A 20234-nucleotide genomic window follows, 5' to 3' on the forward strand; every position below is an offset into this window, starting at 1 on the left:
CGAGTGGAAGCGCGCCGTGCGCGAATGGCACGCTGTCAGAAGTCAACTTGCCATCATGTTCGAAGACCGCTTCCCCATGGCGTAAGAAAGCGCGTCAGGGCACAAAATTTCACACAGTCTCTGTCGATACACGCCATGCCCAAAATTTCAGAAGGATTTGCAAATCTGTTAGGTATGCTGGGTTTCGCGATTATCAGAAACAATACAGACGTGGATTTCATCACCAGTGACAACCCTGTCATCTGGTTTGACGCCTCTGTTTCATATGAAAACATGCGGCCGCATACTATTGCCCCCAACAATCCAATTCTATTCTTCTTTCCAGTATCGCGAGATTTAGCCATCCTTGGAAGCATCGAAGCAAAGCCTTATTTCTTGGAGTTTGGACTATATGAAGGACAATGCGCAACGGAGGGCTTTGTACACAAAATGAACCGACTTGTTGCGCGTTTTGCTTACCAAGCGTTCTACGCAAGCACTTCCAACCACCGCGGACTGGTATCAGAATTCGCGGACATCTCGCCAACGGTTGAGTTCAATCATGTTCCGACACCGAATGGCATTGTCACTTTCTACAATAGAGTCTTCGGAAAACGTAAGAAACCAACCAAGTGGAATGGCCGCAATCAAGCATAGAAAATGTTCGCTGACCGGCCCCTTCCTTTACACCTCTCCCCCCGCTAACCTCCCCGCAGGGAGGACCGCCGCATGGACATCACCACCGTCAGATACGCCGGCGTCATGCTGGTCGCCGGCATCGGCATTCCGGTGCTGGCGGCGCTGAATGCGCAATTGGGTACCCGGCTGGGCAGTCCGGTGGCCGCCGCCGTCTGCCTGTTTGCCGTAGCGCTGACCACCGCCACCATCGCGGTGCTGATCTCGGGGCCGGGTGCCTTGTCCCATGCGCCCGACGCACCCGCGCATCTGTTCGCCGCGGGGGTTCTGATCGCCTTCTATGTGCTGTCGATCACCTGGATCGCCCCCCGGTTCGGGGTCGGCAATGCGGTGTTCTTCGTGTTGTTGGGGCAGTTGATCAGCGCCGCCCTGATCGACCATTTCGGGCTGATGGGCGCCCTGCCCCAGCCGCTGAACCCGACCCGCGCGGCGGGGATCGCGCTGATGGCGCTGGGGGTGTTCGTGGCCCAGCGGGCCTGAACCTATTCGACGATCACCACGCGGGTATCCGACAGGCCCGCCTGCTCGACCATGTGAAACAGCGTTTCGGCATTTTCGGGAGCCAGGCGGATGCAGCCGGCCGAGGCGGGCGCGCCCAGATTATCCACCGCCGTGGTGCCGTGGATCGCGTAATTTCCGGCAAAGAAGATCGACCAGGGCATCGGCGCGCCGTCATAAAGGGTCGAATAATGCACCCGCTTCAATAGCTTGGGTGTGAATACGCCCAGCGGCGTGCGTTTGCCCGCCCGCGCGGTCGAAACCGGCCAGATGTAAAGCGGCGCGCCGGCTTCGTGCACGATCATCTGCTGATCGGAAATGTCGATATGGATCAGCACCTCCTGTGCCCGCGCGCCTGCGCCACAGACCAATAGCACCAGCAGGGCCAACGCCAGGCGGCTCATTGCTGCACGCTGTTCAGCCATCGGGCCAGCGCCAGAATATCGGCCGAAGTTTCCATCACGCTGCCATCGGGAAAGTCGAGCGCGACACTGCCGCCGCCCAGCGCGAAGCCGAAGACCGGCATCGGCCCGCCATGACCGCGCAACTGGCTGCGCCCGTCAATCGCCGCGATTACCTGGAGGGTGGGAAAATCGCCGCCGTTGCGGACCGCAAGCCGGGTCAGATCCGGCACATCGACCGTCAGGATCGCGGCCATTGGCCCATCGCCCCGCGCGCCGATCCCATGGCAGGTGGCACAATGCTGCCGGAACAGCGGACCGCCGCGCGCGGCCTCATCGGCATGGGCCGGGACGGCGCAGACAGTGGCGACCACCATCGCGGCAAGAAGCTGTCGCATCGGAACCTCCGGGCTGTGTCAGGATCAGCCTAGGCCCACGGGGCCGCCCGCGCCTTGACCCGGATCAAGCGAAGGGTCAGGCGAAGACGCCGCCGGTCACGATACCCAGATCGCCCGATGCCAGCGGCACGTCGCGGCCGGTGAATTGCAACACCGTCCCGTTGGACAGCGTCACCAGCAGATCGCCCTCGGGATTCACGGTCTCGTCGGTCACGGACAGGCCGGCCGGATCGCTGTCCTCGATCAAAATCGCATCTTCGCCCGAGACGAAATCGCCGATCACCACCAGTGCGTCGTTCACATAGGGCACGGCGAACGTATCCGCCCCCTTGCCGCCAAAGCCGGTATCGGTATCGCCCAGATACAGCAGATCGTCGTCGTTGTCGCCATACAGGATATCGGCCGACGGGGTGCCGGATTCGCCGAATTCCGTATCGGCGCCATCGCCGCCGCTCAGGACATCGTTGCCGACGCCGCCCTGCAAAAGATCGGCACCGGCGTCGCCGTTCAGCACATCGTCCAGCGCGCCGCCGCGCAGCTCGTCATCGCCGTCTTCACCATAAAGCGTGTCGTTTCCGTCGCCGCCCCGGACCAGATCGTCCCCTTCACCGCCCAGCAACAGATCGTCACCCAGCAGGCCGTCCAGAACATCGTCGCCCGCGCCGCCCAGCACCACGTCATTCCCGGTACCGCCGCTCAGGGTGTCGTGCCAGTTGCCGCCATCCAGGAAATCGTCGCCGGGCCCGCCGTCCAGATCGTCGCTGCCGTTGTCGCCGAACAGCGTATCATTGCCCTCGTTCCCCAGAACGGTGTCGGCATCGGGGCCGCCCGTCACGAAATCATCGCCATCGCCGCCGCGCAGGGTGTCGACGCCATCGCCGCCCTCAAGATAGTCATCACCCTTGTTGCCGGACAGATCGTCGGGGCCTGCCCCGCCATACAGGCTGTCATTGCCTTCGTCGCCCTGCAGCGTGTCCCGACCTTCTTCGCCAAAGAGCACATCATCGCCGGGGCCGCCCCTTAAGAAATCGTCGCCCGTGCCGCCGTCCAGCAGGTCGTTCCCGTCATTGCCGGACAGCGTGTCGTTGCCGGCCTCGCCGTACAGGCTGTCGTCGCCGCCTTCGCCGCGTATCACATCGGCCAGCTCTGTGCCGGTCAGCACATCGTCGCCTTCGGTCCCAAGGATACGGTCGTCGGTCTCTTTGTCGGAATCGTTATCGTTATCGTTATCGTTATCGTCGTCGATCCATTCATACAGACCATACCAAAGTCCTGCAGAAAAAAGCGTAATTAGAGCAATCATGGATCTGCCTCGAATCATATTGAATGAGGCCAAATTAAGGAAAAACCACCCTATTTACTAATGTTAACAGGCCGCAGGCGTTGCCCGTATGGAAACCGGGACAGCCGCCTGTTTCGCAGACCGAAACAAAGGCCCGAGTCAGACCAGCCGCCCGTCCCGAAGATGCATGATACGGTCCATCCGCCCGGCCAGTTCCATGTTATGGGTGGCGATCAGCGCCGACAGGCCGGTGCCCTGCACCAGTTCCATCAGCGCCGCGAAAACCGTGTCCGCGGTTGCCGGATCCAGATTGCCGGTGGGTTCGTCGGCCAACAGCAGGCGCGGCCGGTTGGCCAGCGCCCGGCAAAAGGCCACGCGCTGCTGCTCGCCGCCCGACAGGGCCGCCGGGCGGTGATCGGCGCGCGCGGCGACACCGACACGGGCCAGCAGATCGCGGGCGTGGGCCTCGGCCGCCTTGTGCGGCACACCATTGGCTAGCTGCGGCAGCACGATGTTTTCCAGCGCCGTGAATTCGGGCAGCAGATGGTGGAACTGATAGACAAAGCCCACATCGTTGCGCCGGATCGCGGTGCGCTTGCGGTCGGACAGCGTCGTGGCCGCCTGCCCCGCGATTGCCACATGGCCCGCATCGGGCGTGTCCAACAGCCCGGCGATATGCAGCAACGTCGACTTGCCCGCCCCCGACGGCGCGACCAGCGCCACCACCTCGCCCGGCGCGATGGTCAGGCTGGCGTCACGCAGCACCGTCACCTCGCTCGGACGGCCCTTGTTATAGGCCTTCTGGATCCCCGTCAGCACCAGCACCGGATCATTCATAGCGCAGCGCCTCTACCGGGTTCATCCGCGCCGCACGGCGGGCGGGAAAGATGGTGATGCCGAAAGACAGCGCCAGCGACAGCGCCACCGCCGACAGCACATCGTTGACCTGCAACTTGGCCGGCAGTTTATAGATACCCCGGATCGACGCATCCCAGACCCCGCCGCCCGACGCACCGTTCACGAAGGCCAGGATCGGGTCGAAATAGATCGCGAACAGGCAGCCCAGCACCACGCCCATGGCGGTGCCCACCAGCCCGACCAGCGATCCGCACAGAAAGAATATCCGCAAGATAGACCCCTCGCTCAGCCCCACCGTGCGCAGGATGCCGATATCGCGGCCCTTGTTCTTGACCAGCATCACCAGCCCCGAAATGATGTTCATCGACGCGATCAGCACCAGCACCGACATCAGCACGAACATCACCGTATCCTCGACATCCAGCGCTTTCAGGAATGCGCCCGATGCATCGCGCCACGTCCACAACAGGGTTCGCGGCCCGCCCGCGCCCAGCAGCGCGGGCGCCAGATCGTCGACCGCTTCGGGCTCTTCGACCATCACCTCGATCTCGTCGGCGGCGCCTTCGCGGTTGAAATAGGTCTGCGCCTCGGCGAAAGGCATGTAGATACGGGTGCGGTCGATCTCGTATCGCCCGGCCTGGAAGATATAGACCACCTCATAGGCATTGACCCGCGGCGAGGTGCCGAAGGCGGTCTTGACCCCGTTGGGCGAGATCAGCTTGACCTTGTCGCCGACCGACACCCCCAGGCTGCGCGCCAGGCCGGTACCGATGGCGATGCCGTCGTCCAGCCGGTCGATATCGCCCAGCGATACCTCGGGGCTGGCGATGCGCGGGACGGTCTTGAGATCGGCAAGCGTGATGCCGAACACCTCGGCCCCCGCATTGTTGCCCAGCACCGAGGCCATGACCTGCCCCTTGACCAGCGGCGCGGCGCGGGTCACGCCGGGGATCGCGGCAATGCGCCCGGCCATTTCGGCGTAATCGGCAATGGTGCGGGTGGTCTGTCCGGTTTCGGTGACATGGACCGCCGAATAGACCGTGACATGGGCATTGGCGCCCAGGATCGTATCCACGAATTCGGCGCGGAACCCGGCCCGCACCGCCAGCGTGATGATCAGCGCGGCCACGGCCAGGGTGATGCCGATCAGGCTGATCCAGGTCATCACGCTGACCCCGCCTTCCGAGCGGCGCGCGCGCAGATAACGCCAGGCGATCATCCATTCAAACCCGGCAAAGGGTGCGGTGCGATTGGCCACGTCTGCTCCTGTTCTTGTTGCACGCAGGGTGCTGAGGTTCGGGGGCGCCGTCAAGCGCCGCCGCATGGAAGATTTTTCGTGAAAAATCTTCGGCCGGAAAAATCTTCGTGAAGATTTTTCATCCCCCCGCGCGCCGGGATGAACCACCCACAAACAGCCGCCGCAGCCCGGCAAACAGCCCCATCACGATCAGCCAGCCCCCGGCAAATCCCAGCCCGGCGCAGATCAGCCCGTCGGCGGTGACCGGCACCGCCGGCTTGAAATCGTCCCAGGTCCGGCGGGCCAGTTCCGGGTCGGAAAAATGCCAGGGCCGGGCCAGCCGTTGCAGCACGGTCCGGTCCTTCAGGCTGTCGTAATCGCCCTGCAGCCGGTCATAGCGCGCCAGACTGGCGGTCATCGTGTCGCGCAGGGTGTCCTCGAATTCCGAGCCTTCGATCCGGGCCAGCGCCTGATCGCGGCTCAGGCCGGTGGCCTTCGCGCTCAGATCGAAGGCCGTGGCCACCACCCGCAACTCATCCACCGCGCCGGACAGCCGTTGCAGATATTGCTGCGAAAACTCGGGGAATTGCGACAGGGCCACCGCCCCGGCCAACCCGCCCGCAAACGCGAGATTTCTGAGGATCATTGCCCGCTCTCCCGCCCGCGGCCTGCCCGCGTCAAATCCAGGTGTGGAACGCCCGCTGCGCCATCGGCTCGGTCATCGCCGTGCCGTGATGCGGGGCATAGATTGCCGCCACCTTTTCCACCGCCTGTTCGGGCGGCAGCTCTTCGCTGATGCCCGTCCTGCGACAGGTGAGTTCGACCACACCGTTTTTCAACCCGCGCGGCCCCACCGTGATCCGCCAGGGCAGGCCGATCAGGTCCATCGTCGCGAATTTTCCGCCGGCGCGTTCGTTGCGGTCATCATACAGCGGCTCCAGCCCCAGCGCGATGACGCTTTCATAGAGCGCGTCACAGGCCGCGTCGGCCTCGGCGTCGCCCTGTTTCAGGTTGACGATGCCGACATGGAAGGGCGTCACACCCTCGGGCCAGATGATGCCCTTGTCGTCATGGCTGGCCTCGATGATCGCGCCGACCAGACGGCTGACCCCGATCCCGTGACTGCCCATATGCACCGGCACGCGCTCGCCCTTGTCATTGGACACAACCGCGTTCATCGCCTCGGAATACTTGGTTCCGAAATAGAAGATCTGCCCCACTTCGATGCCGCGCGCGGTGCGGCGGCGCTCTTCGGGGATCTGCGCGAACACGGCCGCATCATGGGTTTCGTCGGTGCGGGCGTAAAGCGAGGTGAACTCCTCCATCACCGCCTGGCACTGGCCCTTGTCGTCATAGTCGATCTGCCGGTCGCCCAGGCTGATATCGGTCACCGCGCTGTCATAGAACACCTCGGATTCGCCGGTATCGGCCAGCACCAGGAATTCATGGGTGTCGTCGCCGCCGATCGGGCCCGAATCCGCGCGCATCGGAATCGCCTGAAGGCCGAGCCGCTCATAGGTGCGCAGATAGCTGACCAGATGGCGGTTATAGGCGTGCAGCGCGTCCTCTTTGGTCAGGTCGAAATTATAACCGTCCTTCATGTAGAACTCGCGCCCGCGCATCACGCCGAAACGCGGGCGGATCTCGTCGCGGAATTTCCACTGGATGTGATACAGCGTCAGCGGCAGTTCCTTGTAGCTGCCGACGTAGGACCGGAAGATATCGGTGATCAGCTCTTCGTTGGTGGGGCCGTACAGCATGTCGCGCCCGTGCCGGTCGGTGATGCGCAGCATCTCTTCGCCGTAATCGTCATAGCGGCCGCTCTCGCGCCACAGATCGGCCGATTGCAGCGTCGGCATCAGCATCGGAATATGACCCGCGCGGATTTGCTCCTCGTGCACGATCTGCTCGATCCTCTTGAGCACCCTGAAACCCAGCGGCAACCAGGAATAGATCCCGGCGGCGGCCTGCTTGATCATGCCGGCGCGCAGCATGTAGCGGTGGCTGACGATCTGCGCCTCGGCTGGGGTTTCCTTGAGCACGGGCAGAAAATAGCGGGACAGGCGCATGGGATCGCGGGCCTCCTGGAATGACGGTTGCGCACCCGTCTATGCCATCGCCCGCGGCCAGACAAGCGCCTCGCGCCCCTTGCAACGCGCGCCGTCATCGGTGAAGACTGAACCGGAACCGACAGGAGGCGACATGGCGTTACCCGTTCGCGAACAAGCCAAATACTGGACCGTCGCCGCGGCGGCGTTTCTGGGTGCATTGTGGCTGCTGGGCGATGTGATCCTGCCCTTCGCGCTGGGCATGGGGATCGCCTATTGCCTGGACCCGCTTGCCGACTGGCTGGAACGGCGGCATTTCAGCCGCGTCTGGGCGACCGTCACCATCACCGGGATGGCCCTGGTGCTGTTCGTCATGGTGGCGTTGCTGGTGTTGCCCGCACTGGTGGAACAGGCGCTGGCGCTGGTCGATGTGGCGCCGAAACTGGCGCAGAACCTGCAAACCTTCCTGACCGAACGGTTCCCGTCGCTGATGAACGAGGGCTCGACCCTGCGCCGGTCGCTGGTCGGGCTGGGGGACATGATCCAGTCCAAGGGCGGCGAATTGCTGAACGGGCTGATCACCTCGGCGCTGAGCGTGATCAACCTGGCCGTGCTGCTGGTTCTGGTGCCGGTCATCACCTTCTATCTGCTGATGGACTGGGACAACATGGTGGCCGAGATCAACAGGCTGCTGCCGCTGGATCACGCCCCGATCATCCGCAAGCTGGCGCGCGAGGTCGATAATACCCTGGCCAGGTTCATCCGCGGTCAGGGCACGGTCTGCCTGATCATGGGGACGTTCTATGCGATCGCGCTGATGCTGGTCGGGTTGCAATTCGGGCTGATCGTCGGCTTTTTGTCCGGGCTGCTGGCCTTCATCCCCTATATCAGTTCGATCTTGGGCGGGGTCGTGGCAATCGGGCTGGCGGTGTTCCAGTTCTGGGGCGACTGGGTGATGATCGGGCTGGTCGCGGTCATCTATATCGGCGGGCAGATCGTCGAGGGCAACATCATCACCCCCAAACTGGTCGGCGACAGCGTCGGGCTGCACCCGGTCTGGCTGATCTTCGCACTGGCCGCGTTCGGTACGCTGTTCGGCTTCGTCGGAATGCTGATCGCGGTGCCGGTGGCCGCCTCGCTCGGGGTGCTGACCCGCTATGCGGTGGCGCAATATCTGGACAGCCGCCTGTTCAAGGGCCTGACCGGAACCGGGCGCGATAGCGATAACTGAATGTCCAAGCAACTGACCTTCGATCTGCCCTTGCGCCCGGCACGGGGGCGGGGTGACTTCTTCGTCTCGCCGGCCAATGCGCTGGCCGTGGCCCTGGTCGAGGACTGGCAGGCCTGGCCTGCGCACAAGCTGATGCTGGTCGGCCCCGAAGGCGCGGGCAAGACCCATCTGGCGCATGTCTGGGCCGGCCTGACCGGCGCCGAAATCCTGTCCGCCGCCGATCTGGCCGGGGCCGATATCGCAGCGCTGGCCGCCAGCCGGGCGGTGGTGGTCGAGGATGCCGACCGGATCGGTGGCGATGCCGCCGCCGAAGAGACGCTGTTTCACCTGCACAACCTTCTGCTGGCCGAGGGCGGCACGCTGCTGCTGACCGCGCGGGCCGCGCCGAACCTGTGGCCGCTGACCCTGCCCGACCTGCGCAGCCGGATGGAGGCCACCGCCACCGCCACGCTGGACGCGCCCGACGACGCGCTGCTGGCGGCACTGTTGGTCAAGCTGTTCGCCGACCGCCAGCTTCAGGTGCCGGCCCGGCTGATCCCCTATCTGCTGGGCCGGATGGAGCGGTCCTTTGCCGCAGCCCAGGCGCTGGTGGCCGCATTGGACCAACAGGCACTGGCCACGGGGCGCAAAATCAGCGAAAAACTGGCGGCAGAGGTGCTGGACATCCCCCCGCCACACGGGCAATAAAGGGTCCGCTCCAGCGACAGGCAGGCCCAGCGTCCCATGACACCGGCAGATTTCCTTCGATCCCCGCTTCCCGAACCCGTCAGCGTGCCGGAACCCCAGCGCACCGGGCCGAAACGGTTCTGCAACCGCGAACTCAGTTGGCTGGGCTTCAACTGGCGGGTGCTGGACGAGGCGCGAAATCCGCGTGTGCCGCTGCTGGAACGGGTGCGTTTCGTGTCGATCTCGGCCACCAATCTGGATGAATTCTATACCGTGCGCGTCGCCGGTCTGCGCGAACTGGCCAAGGCCGGCAACAGCACCCCCGCCGCCGACGGGCTGACCCCGGCCGAGCAACTGGTGCTGATCGACAAGGACGCGCGCAAGCTGCTGCAGGCGCAACAGACGGTCTGGAACCAGCTGAAACGCGAGATGGAGGAAGAGGATATCCACATCCTCACCCGCTCGAAGCTGACCAAGGGCGACAGGACGCATCTGAAAGAGCATTTCCTGAACAAGGTGTTCCCGGTGCTGTCGCCGCTGGCGATCGACCCGGCGCATCCCTTCCCCTTCATTCCCAATACCGGCTTTTGTCTGGCGCTGCAGCTTGAACGCGAAAGCGACAGCCGCCCGTTGCAGGCGCTGCTGCCGATCCCCAACCAGATCGATCGGTTCGTGCCATTGCCCGGCCGCGCGGGGCATCACCGGTTCCTGCCGCTTGAAGAATTGCTGCTGATCCATGTCTCGTCGCTGTTTCCCGGCTACCGCGCCACCGGAAGCTGCACCTTCCGGGTGCTGCGCGACAGCGATCTGGAGGTCGAGGACGAGGCCGAGGATCTGGTGCGCGAATTCGAGGTCGCGCTGAAACGCCGCCGCCGCGGCGAGGTGGTGCGCATGAAACTGTCCGCCGGCGCGCCAGAAGAGCTGCGCCAGGTGATCATGAACGAGTTGCACATCACCGAGGCCGAAGTGGTCGAGATGCGCGGCCTGATCGGCGTGGCCGACCTGTCGGAACTTGTGATCGACGCGCGGCCCGATCTGCTGTGGCCCTCGTTCACGCCGCGGGTGCCCGAACGGGTACAGGACCACGACGGCGACATGTTCGCCGCGATCCGGCAAAAGGACATGCTGCTGCACCACCCCTATGAAACCTTCGACATGGTGGTGCGTTTCCTGCAACAGGCGGCGCGCGATCCCGACGTTCTGGCGATCAAGCAGACGCTGTACCGCACGTCCAAAAACTCGCCCATCGTCAGCGCGCTGTGCGAGGCGGCCGAAGACGGAAAATCGGTCACCGCACTGATCGAGCTGAAGGCGCGGTTCGACGAGGCCGCGAATATTCAGCAGTCCCGGCGGCTGGAACGCGCCGGCGCGCATGTGGTTTACGGCTTCATCAACTACAAGACCCACGCCAAGATCAGCGCCGTGGTCCGGCGCGAAGGCGACCAGCTGGTGACCTATACCCATTACGGCACCGGCAATTACCACCCGATCACCGCGCGGATCTATACCGATCTCAGCTTCTTCACCTGCGACGCGGCGCTGGGGCGCGACGCGACCAAGGTGTTCAACTATGTCGGCGGCTATGCCGAACCCGAGGGGCTGGAAAACCTGGCGATCTCGCCGCTGAACCTGAAATCCACCCTGATCGACCGGATCCGCCGCGAGGCCGAATTCGCCCGCGCCGGGCGGCCGGCCGAGATCTGGGTCAAGGTCAACTCGCTGATCGAACCCGACGTGATCGACGAGCTTTATGCCGCCAGCGGTGCCGGCGTGAAGATCAGCCTGGTGGTGCGCGGCATCTGCGGCATCCGCCCCGGCATCCGGGGCCTGTCGGAAAACATCCGGGTCAAATCCATCGTCGGGCGGTTTTTGGAACATTCCCGCATCGCCTGTTTCGGCAATGGTCACGGGCTGCCCTCGAAAAAGGCCAAGGTCTATATCTCGTCGGCCGACTGGATGGGCCGCAACCTGAACCGCCGGGTCGAAACCCTGGTGGATATCCGCAACGATACGGTCAAGGCGCAGATCGTGAACCAGATCATGGCCGCCAACCTGGCCGATACCGCGCAAAGCTGGGTGATGAACCCTGACAACAGCTATACCCGCTATCCCGTGACAGACGACGCATTCAACTGCCACCGGTTCTTCATGGAAAACCCGTCGCTTTCGGGGCGCGGCACGGCAGGGGCGGCGGATGTGCCCAAACTTGCCCATTCGAAAGATTGACCTGATGGGCGAAGTCTTGGCAAGGTCGGACAAAGCCAGCGGAGAGACGCGCATGGATGGCGGCACCGAACAGCGCAGCGAAGATTGGGGGCCGTTCGGGCGCCCGCTTTTCGACGATCCCCAGGCGCGGGCGCTGTCGCGCGTCGGCGTGGTGGATGTGGGCTCCAACTCGGTCCGGCTGGTGGTGTTCGACGGCGCGGCGCGCAGCCCGGCCTATTTCTACAATGAAAAGCTGATGTGCGGCCTGGGCGCGGGCCTGGGCGAAACCGGGCGGCTGAACCCCGAAGGCCGCCGCCGGGCGCTGTCGGCGCTGCGCCGCTTTGCGCTGCTGGCCCAGGGCATGGGCGCCACGCCGCTGACCGCGGTCGCCACCGCCGCCGTGCGCGATGCCGAGGACGGCGCCGAGTTCCGCGCCGAAGTGGAACGCGAAACCGGCCTGAAACTGTGGGTCATCGACGGCGAGGAAGAGGCCCGCCTGTCGGCCCAGGGCGTACTGTTGGGCTGGCCGGGGGCCGAGGGGCTGGTCTGCGACATCGGCGGCTCGTCGATGGAACTGGCCGAACTGACCGGCGGCCGCGTCGGCAAGCGCGTGACCTCGGCGCTGGGTCCGCTGAAGCTGCGCGATGTAAAGGGCGGCACCAAGGGGCTGAAGAAATACATCGGCGCCACCATCGCCGATCTGGCCGACCGGATGGGCACCGGTCACAAGCGGCTGTTCCTGGTCGGCGGCTCGTGGCGCGCGATTGCCCGGCTGGACATGGAGCGGCGCGGCTATCCGCTGACGGTGCTGCACGAATACCGGATGACGCGCCAGTCGATCAACAACACGATCACCTGGATCGCCGCGAACGATCCCGATGTGCTGCGCGCGCGCAGCGGTGTGTCGTCCGAGCGGATGGCGCTGGTGCCGGTCGCGGCGCAGGTGCTGAAACAGCTTCTGGCGACCTTCAAACCGCGCGAGATATTCGTCTCCAGCTATGGCATCCGCGAGGGTCTGTTATACGAACAGATGCCCGAACGGCTGCGCGAACGCGACCCACTGATCGAGGCCTGCCGCTTTGCCGAGGCCAGCTCGGCCCGGCTGCCGGGCTTCGGGCGGCGGCTTTATGCCTTTGTGCTGCCACTGTTCAACGCCGCCGGCGACGACCGCAAGCGGCTGATCAAGGCGGCCTGCCTGCTGCACGACACCGCCTGGCGCGCGCATCCCGATTACCGGCACGAGGTTTGTTTCGACAATGCCACCCGCGCCAATCTGGGTGGCCTGGATCACGAGGGCCGGGTGTTTCTGGGGCTGGCGCTGCTGCACCGCTACAAGAATTCCCGTAGCGGCAGCCGGTTCGAGCCGCTGTTTTCGCTGCTGACCGACAAGCAGATTCAAGATGCCGAGGTTCTGGGAAAGGCGATGCGCTTTGGCGCCATGTTCTCGACCGAAGCGCCCGACCAGATGGCCGAGCTGCGCTATTTCCCGAAAAAGAAGGTGCTGGAATTGTGGCTGGATCCGGCCGCCGTCGGGCTGTTCGGCGAAGTGGCCGAGGCGCGGTTTGCCTCGCTCGCGAAATCGCTGGGGGTGGAAACCCGGGTCAAAACCAAGCGCGGCTGAGGCGACCCTCAGATCTCGATCTCGCCTTCCGGCACGGGTTCGGGCATGGGCAGCTTGCGGCGGATGATGATATCGCCATTGGGCAGCCGTTCGGGCATTTCATAGGCGTCGATATCGTCGATCAGCCCCATCAATTCGCGCAGCGCCGGTTCCATGCTGTCGGTCAGCCCCCGGAACAACCGCTTCGCGCCTTCGCCCAACAGGTCGAACCCTTCGGAAATATCGTCATCGGCGCCGGCCTTCGGGCCTTCATTTTGCGGCAAGTCCGGCATCGCCTCCTGCGCGTGGGCGGGCGGCGTCATCAGCAGGGCCAGCAGGCCAAGGGCGGCAATGCGTTTCATGGCCCCAATATAGGCGCAGGGGCGAGTCGTTTGAAGTTCACAATGCAATATCCAGGGTCACCGGGAAATGATCCGATGCGGCCAGCAGCGCCTCGCGCAGTTCGGGGATGGCATAGCAGCCGGGATCGTCGAACGGATGCCAGATACGCCAATGCGGGTCTCTGTCGCGCAGGTCGGGCGACACCATGATGTAATCGAGCAAGGCCGACAGATAGCACATCTCATGGATCAGAAAAAACCGCGCCGTGGCGGGCTGCGCGCACAGCCGCCCCTGCAACGCCTGGCGCGCATGGGGATCGAACAGGCGCTGGGTATCGTCGGTTTCGTCGGTGCCCAGCACGATCTCGACCCCCGAGCGGCCGAACAGCTTTTCATACTCGTCCAGGCCGGGGCCGTCGTTGAAATCGCCCAGCACGATCAGCGGATCGCCCGCCGCCAGATGCTGCAGCACCCGCTGGCGCAGCCAGATGCATTGCGCCAACTGCTTGCGCCGGTTGTCGATCGACAGGCGCATGATCTCTTTTTTCGAGCGCGCGCCATGCGGGGCCTTCGATTTGACATGCACCCCGATCATGCGGAACCGCGCGCCGGCGGCGGTTTCCACCGCCAGTTCCAGCGGCGGCTTGGAAAAGCGGATCAGATCGGACGTGCCGTCCACATCCACATCCCAGCGGAACACCCCGTCGAACCGCGGCGCATCGGGCGAGCCCCGCTTGCCGGTCTCGGCCCCCTGCGGATCGTGGCGCGCCGTCAGCACGTCGGGATCATACAGCAGCGCGATTTCCTGCTGGGTGTGGTTCTGGAACCCCACCAGCGCGCGGCGGGTGCGCAGCCCCATCGTGGCGGCGAAGTTTTCCAGCGCCCGCACCGTGGCGCGGTGGCCGTTGTGGTCGGGCGCCTCGATGATCATCACCGCATCGGCATCAAGCGCGGTAAAGACAATGCCCAGCGCCGCCAGTTGCGCGCGGCGGGTCACATCCCGTCGGCCCGACCATTCGCCATCGTCCAGCAGGTTGCCCTCGTCGTCGAACAGATTGTTGAACCATTCGACATTGTAGGTGGCGATCCTCACCCGCCCTGCTCCTGTGAAATGTCCCGCCACGCCCGGTTGATCGCGATCAGCCGCTTTTCGGCCAGTTTTACCGCCTCTTTCGGCACACCGCGGGCCTGCATCCGATCGGGATGGGCGTCGCGCACCGCCGCGCGCCAGACCTTGCGGATCTCGGCCAGCGTATCGTCGCGCGACACGCCCAGCACCTGATAGGGATCGGGCGCCGCATCGGGCACGAACCGCGCCCGCAACACATGGAAACACCGCCCGTCCAGGCCGAAAATCTCGGCCACGCGCAGCAGGAACGCATCCTCGGCGGGGTGATATTCGCCATCGGCCACGGCGATGTGGAACAGCCCCTCCAGCAGATCGGCCAGCGGCGCGTCATCCTCGCCGAACATGCGGCGGATGCGGTGGGCGTACTCCTCGAACCCGGCCACGTCCTGCCGGGCCAAGTTGAAGACCCGCGCCGCACTGGCGCTGTCGGATTGCGGGATGGTGAACACCTCGCGGAAGGCGGTGACCTCGTCGCGGGTGACGTGCCCGTCGGCCTTGGCCATCTTGGCGCCCAGCGCGATCACCGCGATGGCAAACGCCACCCGGCGCTCGGGCGGGGTGCGCAGACGGTCAAAGACCTGCGCCAGGCTTTCGCCTTTCGCAAGCGCCGAAACGGCATCAGTTATGCGCGACCACAAGGACATGGCGCAACTCTATAGGCTGCGGTGCGGCAAGTCAGGCCGGGAAATCCAGGAATTTCTGCATCAGCACAAGATCCAGCCACTGGTCGAACTTGCGCCCGACCTGCGGCAGCCGCGCGACCTCGGCAAAGCCCACAGCCGCGTGAAACGCCACGCCGCCCGGATTGGCCGCGCTGACACCCGCGATCAGCGAATGCGCGCCCGCCGCGCGGGCCTGTGCCACCAGCCCCGCGATCAGGGCGCGGCCTGTCCCCTGCCCGCGCGCGGCGGGGGCCAGAATCACCGTATGCTCCATGGTATGGGCATAGCCCGCGCCGCTGCGGAACGCGCCGTAGGTGGCGAAACCCAGCACCAGCCCGGCCGCTTCGGCGACAAGGAACGGATGACCGGCATCCGCCTTCGCCGCCAGCAGATGCGCCAGATCGGCGGCGGTTTTTTCCTGCGGATTGAAGGTGATCAGCGTGTCGCGGATCACCGGGTTCCAGATCGACATGATCGCGGGGATATCGCCCGGCCCAGCGGCGCGGATGATCATGTCAGCACCCGCATCCCGCCCGGCGTTTCGATCTCGGCGCGCAGGGCCGGGGCGGCCCCCTCGGCAATCGCGACGCGCGGATCGTCCAGCAGCCCGGTCAGCGCGCGGCGCAGGCCGCGGGCATCGGGGTGGGTCACCTCAAGCGCGCGCAGGCGGCAGCCCGCATCGGGCAACAGCGCCGCCGGATGCGCCGCCCCCTGCCATTCGATCAGCGCGGGATAGGCGCCGTCGAACGGCAGCCGCCCGTCGCCCGGCACCGCCATGCGCCAGCTCAGATCGCCGCGCGTCAACGCCAGCGGCACGCCGATCCCATCGGGCGAGGCGGCAATCGCGGCCTCCAGGTCATCGGTGCGGGCGATCCAGTTGGTCAGGCGCGCCGGGCCGGTGAACCGGTCCAGATCGAACCAGCGCGCCCGGCCGGGTGGCGCGGCGGTTGGGTCGATGGCGATCACCTCCAGGTACAGCCCCGGGCCCAGATGCAGCAGCCGGTTATGCGTGCCCATCGCCGGATGCACCCCGCCGGGGCCAAGCCGGACACCCAGCACGGTTTCGACATGGGCCACGCCCGCACCAAGCGACGCAGCGGATACTGCGATATGGTCAAGTACGATCATGTCGTCCCTCAAAGGCAGCCCCGGACCGGGGCGGCTTGGCCGGATAATGGCGGAAAACGATCCAGGTGATCAATGCCTGGCATATGGCCTTGCCCGGACCACGCAGCGCCGGGAAGGAAGAAATTTCACGAAATTTCTTCTGCCTGAAAAATCTTCGGGAAGATTTTTCCCTCAAGGGTCAGGCCCACGCCGCCAGCGGCACGGACCTGACGGTTTCGCAACGGGCCGTGTTCAGCCCGCCTTCGCCTCGGCGATCAGCTTCAGCACGCCCTGTGCGGCCTCGGGGATATTGGTGCCCGGCCCGAAGATCGCCTTGACGCCCGCGTCATACAGGAACTGATAGTCCTGCTGCGGGATCACCCCGCCGCAAACCACGATGATATCCTCGGCGCCTGCGGCCTTCAGCGCCTCGACCAGCTTGGGCGCCAGCGTCTTGTGACCGGCGGCCTGAGAGCTGATGCCCACCACATGCACGTCATTGTCCACCGCATCCTGCGCCGCCTCCTCGGGGGTCTGGAACAGCGGGCCCACATCCACGTCGAAGCCGATATCGGCGAACGCCGTGGCGATCACCTTGGCGCCGCGGTCGTGGCCATCCTGGCCCATCTTGACCACCAGCATCCGCGGGCGGCGGCCTTCGGCCTCGGCGAAATCCTCGACCGATTTCTGGATCGCGGCAAAACCTTCGTCGCCCGCATAGGCGGCGCCGTAAACGCCGGCCAATGTCTTGACCTCGGCCCGGTGCCGCCCGAATGCCTTTTCCATCGCCATGCTGATTTCCCCGACGGTTGCGCGCGCGCGGGCGGCTTCGACCGCCAGCCGCAACAGGTTGCCCTTGCCGCTTTTGGCGGCCTCTTCCAGCGCCGCGAGCGCGGCATCGCAGGCGGCGGCATCGCGGTTGGCGCGGGTCTGGGCCAGCCGTGCCACCTGACTTTCGCGCACCGCCACGTTGTCGACATCCAGAATGTCGATCGGATCTTCCTTATCGAGCCGGAACTTGTTGACGCCGACGATCACCTCGTCGCCCCGGTCGACAGCGGCCTGATAGCGCGCGGCGGCCTCTTCGATGCGAAGCTTGGGCATGCCGGTGGCCACGGCCTTGGTCATGCCGCCCATCTCGTCGACCTCTTCGATGATCTTCCAGGCTTCTTCGCACAGATCGGCGGTCAGCTTCTCGACATAGTACGACCCCGCCAGCGGATCGACGACCTTGGTCACCTTGGTCTCGTTTTGCAGGATCAGCTGGGTGTTGCGCGCCACGCGGGCCGAAAACTCGGTCGGCAGGGCGATCGCCTCGTCGAATGCATTGGTGTGCAGCGACTGGGTGCCGCCCAGCACCGCGCTCATCGCCTCATAGGCGGTGCGCACGATGTTGTTATAGGGGTCCTGCTCTTGCAGCGACACGCCGCTGGTCTGGCAATGGGTGCGCAGCATCAGCGACTTGGGATCCTTGGGGTTGAACTCGCTCATGATCCGGTGCCACAGGAACCGCGCGGCGCGCAGCTTGGCGATTTCCATGAAGAAGTTGGTGCCAATGGCAAAGAAGAACGACAGCCGCCCGGCAAAGGCATCCACATCCAGCCCGCGTTCCAGTGCCGCGCGCACATATTCCTTGCCGTCGGCCAGGGTAAAGGCCAGTTCCTGCACAAGGTTCGCGCCGGCCTCCTGCATGTGATAGCCGGAAATCGAGATCGAGTTGAACTTCGGCATGTCGGTCGAGGTATATTCGATGATGTCCGAAATGATCCGCATCGAGGGTTCGGGCGGATAGATATAGGTGTTGCGCACCATGAACTCTTTCAGAATGTCATTCTGAATGGTGCCCGACAGCACGGCGCGGTCATGGCCCTGTTCTTCGCCCACCACGATGAAATTCGCCAGAATCGGGATCACCGCGCCGTTCATGGTCATCGAGACCGACACCTTGTCCAGCGGGATGCCGTCGAACAGGATCTTCATGTCCTCGACGCTGTCGATGGCCACACCGGCCTTGCCCACGTCGCCCACGACGCGCGGGTGGTCGCTGTCATAGCCGCGGTGGGTGGCCAGATCGAAGGCCACCGACACACCCTGCTGCCCGGCGGCCAGCGCCTTGCGGTAGAAGGCGTTCGAAGCCTCGGCGGTGGAAAAGCCCGCATATTGCCGGATCGTCCAGGGGCGACCGGCATACATCGTGGCCTTGGGGCCGCGCGTGAACGGGGCCTCGCCGGGGACGGACCCCATATGCGGCAGACCTTCGGTATCCGCCTCGGTATACAGCGGCTTGACGTCGATCCCTTCGGGGGTGTGCCAGGTCAGCGCGTCCAGCGGACGGCCCCGCAGTTCCTTGGTGGCCATGTCGGCCCAGGCTTTTGTCTTGTCCGTCATCGGATTTTCCTCCTGATCTTGGGATGGCCCTGCCCGCGTCGGGCGTGTTCGGCCTTCGCATTCCCCCGTTCGCCGCCTATATGGGACGGGATCGGAGGAGTCATGAAAACTCTCGCAACCTTATTGGTGCTGCTGCTTGCGCCACTGACCGCCGCCGCGACCGAGGCCCCCGCCGACACGCCGCTGGCGCGCTGGCAGGCCGACCCGACCGTGATCATGGACGCCGCCGAGGTCGATCTGACCGCATTCCAGTGGCTGGCGCGGCCGGTGGTGGTCTTCGCCGACACGCCGGCCGACCCACGTTTCACCCAGCAGATGGAACTGCTGGCCGCCCTGCCGGCGGAACTGGCCACCCGCGACGTGGTGATCGTGACCGATACCGACCCGGCCGCGATGTCGGCGGCCCGCAAGAAGCTGCGCCCGCGCGGCTTCATGCTGGTGCTGATCGCCAAGGACGGCACCGTGGCGCTGCGCAAACCGTTCCCCTGGGACGTGCGCGAACTGTCGCGCGCAATCGACAAGATGCCGCTGCGCCAGCAGGAAGTCCGCGACCGCCGGGTCAGCGAATAACGGACCGGCGCGGGATGCGGGTTCATGCCGTCACCTGCATCATGTCCGCCCCCAGCAGCAGCCGCGCGCCGCAATGGCCCTGTGCCAGCGCCGCGATATCCGTGTCATAGCGCCCGGCCAGCGCGCGGGTCTGATCGGCGCTGAAGAAAGACGGCACCGGCGCGTCGTCGGCCGCGCCCCGCAGGTCGGCCAGCCGCGCGTCGAGCGCCGCGTTGGCCAGATCCGGCTCGGCCGTGCGCAGGCGAAAGATCAGCGGCACATCCGCCGCCGAAGGTGCCGCATTGACCCGGCCTGTCGGCGGGGTCAGCCCCCCGGCCCCGGCGTCCCGGTCGATGACCTGACAGGCGGTTTCCAGCACCCGGCCCTCCAGCGCCTCTTGCGGCCAGATCACGATCTCGGCCCCCGGAAAGACCGCCCCCACCGCCGCGACCAGATCGAGCCAGCCCTGACGCGCCTGCGCCAGCGGCCCGGCCAGCCCATCGAAGGCGGGCAAGGCCCGGCGGCGCAGCACATAAAGATAGGCCGAGCGCCAGTAATCCGTATAGGACCGGATCCCCAGCGCCACCCGGCGCGGCGCCTGCGGCAGGATCGCGGCATAGGCGGCCAGCCGCGCCCGCGCATCGCCATAAAGCGCCTGGGCGCGCAGATTTCGCGCCATGGTGCCGATCATGTTTTCCTCGGACAGCAGCAACCGCCCGACCCCCGCCTGCCGCGCAGCCGCAAACCCGTCCGACAGCGCCGCGGCGGCGGCCGTGACCTCTGCCTGATCCTGGGGTGCATTGATCCTCGAAAAGCCCGGCATCCGGCGCAGAACCTTCGGCGGCCAGATCACCAGCCCCTCATCCCGCAACACAGCCGCATTGGCCGACAGGCTTTCCTCGAAAGCTGTCGAGCCGGTGCGGTGCGCACCAAGATGCAGGATCAGATCCATGCCGCCG

The 20234-nt window shown here is 65.2% G+C and carries 21 protein-coding genes; 7 read left to right on the forward strand and 14 right to left on the reverse strand.

Translation table 11 applies throughout. The features are described 5' to 3' along the window. Positions 1 to 120: 120 nt before the first annotated feature. The gene (locus ACSR1C_RS08605; protein WP_460259296.1) at positions 121 to 636 is read left to right on the forward strand and encodes a DUF4238 domain-containing protein; all 516 of its coding nucleotides are present in this window, start codon (positions 121 to 123) and stop codon (positions 634 to 636) included. A gap of 72 nt (positions 637 to 708) precedes the next feature. Next, positions 709 to 1155 (forward strand): DMT family transporter, encoded by a 447-nt coding sequence (locus ACSR1C_RS08610; RefSeq protein ID WP_460259283.1) that lies wholly within the window; start codon positions 709 to 711, stop codon positions 1153 to 1155. Between the two features lie 2 nt (positions 1156 to 1157). Here the strand turns inward: ACSR1C_RS08610 and ACSR1C_RS08615 are convergent, their stop codons facing one another. From ACSR1C_RS08615 to proS, 7 genes are all read right to left on the reverse strand, one after another. After that, the gene (locus ACSR1C_RS08615) at positions 1158 to 1598 is read right to left on the reverse strand and encodes a L,D-transpeptidase (RefSeq protein ID WP_460259282.1); all 441 of its coding nucleotides are present in this window, start codon (positions 1596 to 1598) and stop codon (positions 1158 to 1160) included. Continuing rightward, positions 1574 to 1972 (reverse strand): c-type cytochrome, encoded by a 399-nt coding sequence (locus tag ACSR1C_RS08620; protein ID WP_460259281.1) that lies wholly within the window; start codon positions 1970 to 1972, stop codon positions 1574 to 1576. The genes ACSR1C_RS08615 and ACSR1C_RS08620 overlap by 25 nt, the downstream gene beginning before the upstream one ends. Positions 1973 to 2048: 76 nt before the next feature. Further along, positions 2049 to 3275 (reverse strand): calcium-binding protein, encoded by a 1227-nt coding sequence (locus tag ACSR1C_RS08625; protein ID WP_460259280.1) that lies wholly within the window; start codon positions 3273 to 3275, stop codon positions 2049 to 2051. 138 nt (positions 3276 to 3413) lie between these two features. After that, positions 3414 to 4091, reverse strand: coding sequence for an ABC transporter ATP-binding protein (locus ACSR1C_RS08630; protein WP_460259279.1), 678 nt, complete (start codon positions 4089 to 4091; stop codon positions 3414 to 3416). Next, a complete protein-coding gene (locus ACSR1C_RS08635) occupies positions 4084 to 5370 on the reverse strand; it encodes a lipoprotein-releasing ABC transporter permease subunit (protein ID WP_460259278.1) in 1287 nt (428 codons plus the stop codon). The genes ACSR1C_RS08630 and ACSR1C_RS08635 overlap by 8 nt, the downstream gene beginning before the upstream one ends. 118 nt (positions 5371 to 5488) lie before the next feature. Then, positions 5489 to 5995, reverse strand: coding sequence for a DUF2937 family protein (locus ACSR1C_RS08640; RefSeq protein ID WP_460259277.1), 507 nt, complete (start codon positions 5993 to 5995; stop codon positions 5489 to 5491). Between the two features lie 31 nt (positions 5996 to 6026). After that, positions 6027 to 7418 carry a proline--tRNA ligase gene (gene proS / locus ACSR1C_RS08645; RefSeq protein ID WP_460259276.1) on the reverse strand — a complete coding sequence of 464 codons (1392 nt, stop codon included), beginning with the start codon at positions 7416 to 7418 and terminating at the stop codon, positions 6027 to 6029. 133 nt (positions 7419 to 7551) lie between these two features. On the opposite strand from proS, the gene ACSR1C_RS08650 reads away from it, so the two are divergent. Genes ACSR1C_RS08650 through ACSR1C_RS08665 form a run of 4 tightly spaced genes read left to right on the forward strand, consistent with a single transcriptional unit; the run spans position 7552 to position 13120 of the window. Beyond that, positions 7552 to 8628, forward strand: coding sequence for an AI-2E family transporter (locus ACSR1C_RS08650; protein WP_460259275.1), 1077 nt, complete (start codon positions 7552 to 7554; stop codon positions 8626 to 8628). Continuing rightward, complete coding sequence (locus ACSR1C_RS08655; protein WP_460259274.1) at positions 8629 to 9315, forward strand: P-loop NTPase family protein; 687 nt, start codon at positions 8629 to 8631, stop codon at positions 9313 to 9315. A gap of 36 nt (positions 9316 to 9351) precedes the next feature. Next, complete coding sequence (locus tag ACSR1C_RS08660; RefSeq protein ID WP_460259273.1) at positions 9352 to 11520, forward strand: RNA degradosome polyphosphate kinase; 2169 nt, start codon at positions 9352 to 9354, stop codon at positions 11518 to 11520. A 52-nt stretch (positions 11521 to 11572) separates the two neighbouring features. Beyond that, positions 11573 to 13120: a Ppx/GppA family phosphatase gene (locus ACSR1C_RS08665; RefSeq protein WP_460259295.1), complete on the forward strand. Its 1548-nt coding sequence runs from the start codon at positions 11573 to 11575 to the stop codon at positions 13118 to 13120. Between the two features lie 8 nt (positions 13121 to 13128). Here ACSR1C_RS08665 and ACSR1C_RS08670 read toward each other — a convergent pair whose 3' ends face one another. The 6 genes from ACSR1C_RS08670 to scpA all read right to left on the reverse strand — a co-directional run bounded on the left by ACSR1C_RS08670 (position 13129) and on the right by scpA (position 18726). Next, on the reverse strand, positions 13129 to 13461 hold the full coding sequence (locus ACSR1C_RS08670) for an AAA+ family ATPase (protein WP_460259272.1): 333 nt from the start codon (positions 13459 to 13461) through the stop codon (positions 13129 to 13131). 37 nt (positions 13462 to 13498) lie between these two features. After that, on the reverse strand, positions 13499 to 14533 hold the full coding sequence (locus ACSR1C_RS08675; protein ID WP_460259271.1) for an endonuclease/exonuclease/phosphatase family protein: 1035 nt from the start codon (positions 14531 to 14533) through the stop codon (positions 13499 to 13501). Further along, a complete protein-coding gene (locus tag ACSR1C_RS08680; RefSeq protein ID WP_460259270.1) occupies positions 14530 to 15213 on the reverse strand; it encodes a TerB family tellurite resistance protein in 684 nt (227 codons plus the stop codon). The genes ACSR1C_RS08675 and ACSR1C_RS08680 overlap by 4 nt, the downstream gene beginning before the upstream one ends. A gap of 31 nt (positions 15214 to 15244) precedes the next feature. Then, the gene (locus tag ACSR1C_RS08685; RefSeq protein WP_460259294.1) at positions 15245 to 15742 is read right to left on the reverse strand and encodes a GNAT family N-acetyltransferase; all 498 of its coding nucleotides are present in this window, start codon (positions 15740 to 15742) and stop codon (positions 15245 to 15247) included. After that, positions 15742 to 16359: a VOC family protein gene (locus ACSR1C_RS08690; RefSeq protein ID WP_460259269.1), complete on the reverse strand. Its 618-nt coding sequence runs from the start codon at positions 16357 to 16359 to the stop codon at positions 15742 to 15744. Before ACSR1C_RS08690 ends, ACSR1C_RS08685 begins: the two co-directional genes overlap by 1 nt. Positions 16360 to 16590: 231 nt before the next feature. Continuing rightward, a complete protein-coding gene (scpA, locus tag ACSR1C_RS08695) occupies positions 16591 to 18726 on the reverse strand; it encodes a methylmalonyl-CoA mutase (protein WP_460259268.1) in 2136 nt (711 codons plus the stop codon). Between the two features lie 102 nt (positions 18727 to 18828). Between scpA and ACSR1C_RS08700 the strand changes: the two genes are divergently transcribed. Then, on the forward strand, positions 18829 to 19296 hold the full coding sequence (locus ACSR1C_RS08700) for a DUF4174 domain-containing protein (protein WP_460259267.1): 468 nt from the start codon (positions 18829 to 18831) through the stop codon (positions 19294 to 19296). 22 nt (positions 19297 to 19318) lie between these two features. Here the strand turns inward: ACSR1C_RS08700 and ACSR1C_RS08705 are convergent, their stop codons facing one another. Next, complete coding sequence (locus ACSR1C_RS08705) at positions 19319 to 20227, reverse strand: hypothetical protein (RefSeq protein ID WP_460259266.1); 909 nt, start codon at positions 20225 to 20227, stop codon at positions 19319 to 19321. Positions 20228 to 20234 lie beyond the last annotated feature (7 nt).

It is taken from the genome of Actibacterium sp. D185-2 (assembly GCF_054954595.1).

What these genes read in the sequence shown, in the direction of transcription:
- ACSR1C_RS08610 (WP_460259283.1), top strand. Translation starts at nt 709, where the DNA reads ATGGACATCACCACCGTCAGATACGCCGGCGTCATGCTGGTCGCCGGC.
- ACSR1C_RS08615 (WP_460259282.1), bottom strand. Translation starts at nt 1,598, where the DNA reads ATGGCTGAACAGCGTGCAGCAATGAGCCGCCTGGCGTTGGCCCTGCTG.
- ACSR1C_RS08620 (WP_460259281.1), bottom strand. Translation starts at nt 1,972, where the DNA reads ATGCGACAGCTTCTTGCCGCGATGGTGGTCGCCACTGTCTGCGCCGTC.
- ACSR1C_RS08625 (WP_460259280.1), bottom strand. Translation starts at nt 3,275, where the DNA reads ATGATTGCTCTAATTACGCTTTTTTCTGCAGGACTTTGGTATGGTCTG.
- ACSR1C_RS08630 (WP_460259279.1), bottom strand. Translation starts at nt 4,091, where the DNA reads ATGAATGATCCGGTGCTGGTGCTGACGGGGATCCAGAAGGCCTATAAC.
- ACSR1C_RS08640 (WP_460259277.1), bottom strand. Translation starts at nt 5,995, where the DNA reads ATGATCCTCAGAAATCTCGCGTTTGCGGGCGGGTTGGCCGGGGCGGTG.
- proS (WP_460259276.1), bottom strand. Translation starts at nt 7,418, where the DNA reads ATGCGCCTGTCCCGCTATTTTCTGCCCGTGCTCAAGGAAACCCCAGCC.
- ACSR1C_RS08650 (WP_460259275.1), top strand. Translation starts at nt 7,552, where the DNA reads ATGGCGTTACCCGTTCGCGAACAAGCCAAATACTGGACCGTCGCCGCG.
- ACSR1C_RS08655 (WP_460259274.1), top strand. Translation starts at nt 8,629, where the DNA reads ATGTCCAAGCAACTGACCTTCGATCTGCCCTTGCGCCCGGCACGGGGG.
- ACSR1C_RS08660 (WP_460259273.1), top strand. Translation starts at nt 9,352, where the DNA reads ATGACACCGGCAGATTTCCTTCGATCCCCGCTTCCCGAACCCGTCAGC.
- ACSR1C_RS08665 (WP_460259295.1), top strand. Translation starts at nt 11,573, where the DNA reads ATGGATGGCGGCACCGAACAGCGCAGCGAAGATTGGGGGCCGTTCGGG.
- ACSR1C_RS08670 (WP_460259272.1), bottom strand. Translation starts at nt 13,461, where the DNA reads ATGAAACGCATTGCCGCCCTTGGCCTGCTGGCCCTGCTGATGACGCCG.
- ACSR1C_RS08680 (WP_460259270.1), bottom strand. Translation starts at nt 15,213, where the DNA reads ATGTCCTTGTGGTCGCGCATAACTGATGCCGTTTCGGCGCTTGCGAAA.
- ACSR1C_RS08690 (WP_460259269.1), bottom strand. Translation starts at nt 16,359, where the DNA reads ATGATCGTACTTGACCATATCGCAGTATCCGCTGCGTCGCTTGGTGCG.
- scpA (WP_460259268.1), bottom strand. Translation starts at nt 18,726, where the DNA reads ATGACGGACAAGACAAAAGCCTGGGCCGACATGGCCACCAAGGAACTG.
- ACSR1C_RS08700 (WP_460259267.1), top strand. Translation starts at nt 18,829, where the DNA reads ATGAAAACTCTCGCAACCTTATTGGTGCTGCTGCTTGCGCCACTGACC.
- ACSR1C_RS08705 (WP_460259266.1), bottom strand. Translation starts at nt 20,227, where the DNA reads ATGGATCTGATCCTGCATCTTGGTGCGCACCGCACCGGCTCGACAGCT.